This window comes from Methanobrevibacter filiformis (assembly GCF_001639265.1).
GTDB lineage: Archaea > Methanobacteriota > Methanobacteria > Methanobacteriales > Methanobacteriaceae > Methanacia > Methanacia filiformis.
This window is the reverse complement of sequence record NZ_LWMT01000063.1, coordinates 1-5207: the sequence shown is the minus strand read 5'-3', so window position 1 is coordinate 5207 and position 5207 is coordinate 1. Positions and strand designations below refer to the sequence as shown.

Annotated in this window: 3 protein-coding genes; 1 reads left to right on the top strand and 2 read right to left on the bottom strand. The window is 25.8% G+C overall.

Features of this window, described 5'->3' with window-relative positions; all coding sequences use genetic code 11:
• Positions 1-282 precede the first annotated feature (282 nt).
• On the bottom strand, positions 283-2382 hold the full coding sequence (locus MBFIL_RS02335) for an Ig-like domain repeat protein (RefSeq protein WP_066971123.1): 2100 nt from the start codon (positions 2380-2382) through the stop codon (positions 283-285).
• 1101 nt (positions 2383-3483) lie between these two features.
• On the opposite strand from MBFIL_RS02335, the gene MBFIL_RS02330 reads away from it, so the two are divergent.
• The gene (locus tag MBFIL_RS02330) at positions 3484-3774 is read left to right on the top strand and encodes a hypothetical protein (RefSeq protein ID WP_066971121.1); all 291 of its coding nucleotides are present in this window, start codon (positions 3484-3486) and stop codon (positions 3772-3774) included.
• Between the two features lie 723 nt (positions 3775-4497).
• Here MBFIL_RS02330 and MBFIL_RS10755 read toward each other — a convergent pair.
• Positions 4498-5207 (bottom strand): hypothetical protein (locus tag MBFIL_RS10755; RefSeq protein WP_169805492.1); only part of this gene is annotated, 710 nt, incomplete at its 5' end.

Here is a 5207-nt window from a genome sequence, read left to right as displayed (position 1 = left end):
AATAGATATTCAATGAAAAACATAGACAACAAATAAAAAAAACTACAAAAAATAATTTACAATCTAACCACAACTAAGAAAATTCACTGTCATCCATCAACTGAAAAATTAATTATTGCACAGCCAAAAAGAATTTAAAAAAAGAAAAAGAATAAAAAAATGATTCATTTATCTCAATTAAACCATGATTAAATATTAATTATGATTGTTTAGTTTATGAATGCATTAATTTATCCATACATAGTATCTCATTTAGATTAAGAACTATAAACTAGTTTATAGTTACTTTACTTTGTAAGTTATTTTGTTGTTGGATAATACAGTTAATCCTTTAGTGGTTGTTACTGTTGGTTTGAAAGAATATGTTCCTGCTTTACTAGCTTTGGTAGTGATTATCATACAGGTTGTATGTTCTTTAGTTGCTCCGAAGTTTTTAAGATTTAATGTTGCAAGTCCTGTTTTTTTATTGTATGTTGCTTTCATATTTTTGTTTTTGAACCACACTTTAGTGACCTTGAATCCTTTAGGTATTTTTAGATTAACTTTAAAGGTTGAGCTATCTGGACCAACACTTCTAAGAACAACATGGAATATAACAGTTTTTCCAGATCCTTGTTTAACATTTTTAATTTTAATACCAGCATATTTAGGAACAGTTAAAGTACTATTTTTATTTACCGCATTATACTCAGAATTACCAAGGAATTTAGCAGTTATATTTAGTTTACCTGTTTTTTTAACTGTATAAGTTAAATAAGCAATACCTTTGGAATTAGTTATATTATTACCGATAGACTTACCATTAAGATAAAAGTTAACAGTTTCGCCAACGATAGCTTTTCCAGAACTATCTGTTAAGGTAGCATTTAATCTAACTGTTTTATTGTATGTACCGTTAGCTTTAGAAATAGCTATTTTAGCTTCAGCTTTTACAGGAGTCTTATCAACTTCAGTGAGCGCAGCTTCAAGAGCAGCTAACCTATCTTCAAGATTATTAATAGTACCATTTTGAGTAGTGATAGTATTATTCAACTCATTAACAGTAGAATTAAGCTCACCAATAGTAACATCCTGAGCAACAACAGTCCTATTCAACTCATTAACAGTAGAATTAAGCTCACCAATAGTAACATCCTGAGCAACAACAGTCCTATTCAACTCATTAACAGTAGAATTAAGCTCACCAATAGTAACATCCTGAGCAACAACAGTCCTATTCAACTCATTAACAGTAGAATTAAGCTCACCAATAGTAACATCCTGAGCAACAACAGTCCTATTCAACTCATTAACAGTAGAATTAAGCTCACCAATAGTAACATCCTGAGCAACAACAGTCCTATTCAAATCATCAATATTATTAGTTAAATTACTAACGACATTAGTTAAATCAGTAATATTGTTAGTTAAATTAGCAACAGTATTGGTAAGATTCTCAATTAATTCATAAAGAGGAATATTATTAAGAGAATTGTTAGTTGCATTAATCTGTTTAATACTATTACCTGTTACATTATTAACCCTAATATCTGCATCAACAAAACTATTTATACCAATTGTATTGTTCGAAATTGTATTATTACTAATTAAAGTATTAATTGGACCAGGATTGGTACTACCAACACCATTGCTTATACCATAACGAGTATTGTTTGCTATTATATTACCAGTGATATTTACATTTACAGTATTATAATTATTAGCAATACCATCTCTTCTGTTATCTGTTACAGTATTATTTGCAATTGTAGTGTTGGAAGCATAATTAGCTATACCATATTTAGCCCCACTAACAGTATTATTTGCAATTAATATGTCTGTATATGGACCATTAACTTCACCGAGAGTAATACCATAACCACCATATTGGAAACTATCGAATGAATCACCAAAAATATTTTTAATAGTGTTATTGGAAATTGTAATATCATTACCTAACAAATAAATTCCAGAACGAGAAGCAGTTATTTCAGTGTTACTGATTATTATATTGCTGTTATTTTTGTTCTGTTCACCTATTGCACCGATAAAATTTGTCATTTTCAATCCATTAATGGTGATGTCACTAGCTTGAATGTTCAAACCAAATTCAACATTGGTATAGTTCTTAGTAGAATCATAATAACCAGCTATTGTATTACCATTACCTTCAATAGTTAAAGATTTGTTTAATTTTAATGATTTATTAAATGTAATATCATCTACGAATGATAAAGTATCCCCTGAATCAACAGTAGTATCAATGAATGCCTGAAGACTATCTACATTACCATTATACTCAGCAGCAGTAATGTTATGAGTTGTAGCTGAAGCTGTGGTCATGGATACTGCGAGTAAAATAGCTAAAAGCATTGTGAATAATACTATTTTTTTTATTTTCATTTTTTACCTCTTATTAAAAGTTATTTAAAAAGATTTTACACCTTATATTGTTACAATAACACATAAGGAACTATTAACCTAAGATGTGTCTGTATCAGGTTTAGATCGCCTCCAAAACAAAACTTTGTCCATTAGGTTATAGGATAGTTTTGTTTTAATATTTTAATGTGGTTTTATTAGATAACTTTCAGTGAAATCACTTTCATTTGAAAATTTTCATATAGATCCATTATAAGATATATTGAGAAATAATAAGTGGTGAATGTTTAGAATAGATAGTAAACAATTAATTAATATTAAGGACAAGTAGTTAGTTAACATGACAACATTTAATATTAAATTTTTTACTATCTGATAAAAAGATATTTGTTTGGTATAATCCCTCAACATTTCTAATTTTAAGAGAGATTGTGTCAATAAGTACTACTGAATCATTGGCGATTTCATTGATAATTATTTCAGTTTTCTTACTCTGAAAGTTATTGTATTATAATTAATCATTCTACTATATATATATATATATATATATATGAAAATCATGTTGCTGTGCAATAATTATTTTTTTTGATTCTTTTTAGTTATGCTTAGTTTTAAATATTATGGAATGTAATATAGTATCAATGATTTTTAGTTTTTATTGAGTTGGTGTTTATAGTTTTACATGAAGATAACATTGATCAGGTATTTTTACTTCCTTTAAATTTGAGGAACTTTATTCCAGACAATCATATCTGTTTTTATATTGAGGAAGTGGTTAATCAGCATAATTTCGATTAATACAATCAATGTTTAGCATAGATCATTTGAAAAAGTAATAATTACTAATTAGCTAAAAAAAATATCTAAACTAAGAAAAAAGAACAAAAAAACCAGAACACATCATCTTTCAGTTATTTATCGACTTAACCTCTTCCTATTTATTATAACTCCAATAATTGTTTAATAAGTCCTACTAACAATTCATCTCTAATATATAGAGGTCAAAGTATTCTTTTCAGACTTAAGATAAATTAACAGTCAAAAGAAATTAGTAAAATTTAAGTAATATACGAAATATATAATTAATTATATTAAATTAAAATAATTAAATATGGTGAAAACATGAATAGAGATGAGTTAATTAAAAAAAGTGAAACCTGTATTTTAAGTCAAGATAATGATATACAAAAAAGCTGTGAAACTTTTCTTAAAGCCAGTAGTGAAGCAGAAAAAGAAGTTGGAATAAGTGAAGAAGAAGCTGAAACATACCTTAAAATGGCTGAAAACTTAAAATCAACTGATGTTCAAAAAGCATTGATTCTTGCACTTAAAATCGAACAGAGCAAAGATATTAAAGATACTGAAGTTAAAAACGAAGCAGCAAGATTAATCAGAGCAATTGAAATGAGTTAATTACTTCGATGTAACAGATACTTTTAAATATTTTTATTTTTTTAATAATTTTTAAATAATATTTAATGTTATACTTTTACTTTTTAATCACTACAGTCAATTTAATACAATTGATCATTAATTCCAGATGAAATTTGGAATTCCAAGAATAATTATTTGATTTACTTCTTTTTTTGATTTTTTACTATGTTCAAAAGATAGTTATACAGTATTATTATTTAAAAAATATTGCAGTTAGGTTAATAATCTTTATTAAACTGTTTTTAAAACTTTAAAAATAAAATTTCTTATAAATCTTTATTTATATAATTTTTGTCATCTCTCATTGATGACACTATTATTTTAATTTATTGATAATTTTTTTTACAATTATTCTGTCATCTATCATTGATGACAATTATATGGATGTGCAGTCATTATTTTTAAAAATAGATATTTGATTAAAATAGCTTAAAATTTATTTAAAGTATTAATATTATAATTTTATATTAAAATACATGATTATAATGTTTAAAATTAGTAAATATTTTATATTTATTGTTTAAAATTAAATTAAATTAAAGAGTTGAAGAATAATAAAAATTAAATATTTAAAAATGATTATTTTTGATGAAATAGCTATGAAATAGCTGTTAATAATTGGTTGAAATAAATATATACATTTAATATAGTGAATTGGGAAAATAAAAATTTCCCAGTTCTCATTTTAATCTGTTTAACTGTTTATTTTTTCTTTTTAGGAGTGTATTTTAAAATAGCTATTCCTTTTTTATTAGTTTTTACTTTTCCAACATATTTTCCAGCAACATAAAATTTAACATATTTTCCAGCTAAAGGTTTTCCTTTTGCATCAGTTAATTTAGATTTTAGTTGAACAGTCTTGCCATATAATGTTTTTGCTTTGTATATTTTAATAATTGTTTTTTTAGCTTTAGCAGTGTATGTGTATGTTTTAGAAAGGCTTTTGTAATTTTCGTCTCCTGCAAAAGTTATTTTAAGTTTATTTGATGCTTTAAGTGTTGTTTTAATAGTTATCTCGCCTTTACTATTTGTTTTGTATTTTCCTACTTTTTTACCATTAATATATACTGTAAAGAATTTATTAGCTAATACTTTGTTTTCAATGTCAGTAGCTTTAATTTTTATTGTTTTTTTATCGCCTACATTGCCTGATGGTGTTTTAACTGTTAATTTAATAGTATCTTTATTTATGGTTATTGTTGAGTTAGGTGAGTGTGTTGGAGGGTATGTGCCAGATTCATTATTGATTGATACGTAATATTGAATTTTGCCTGTTTTTGTTGGGGTATAATTGAAGTAGGATATGCCTTTTACATCAGTTTTATTAGTTCCCACGAATTTACCTTCAACATAGAATTTAACAGTGAGTCCTTGTATAGGTTTACCAGTGGTAGTGTCAGTTATTTTAGCTT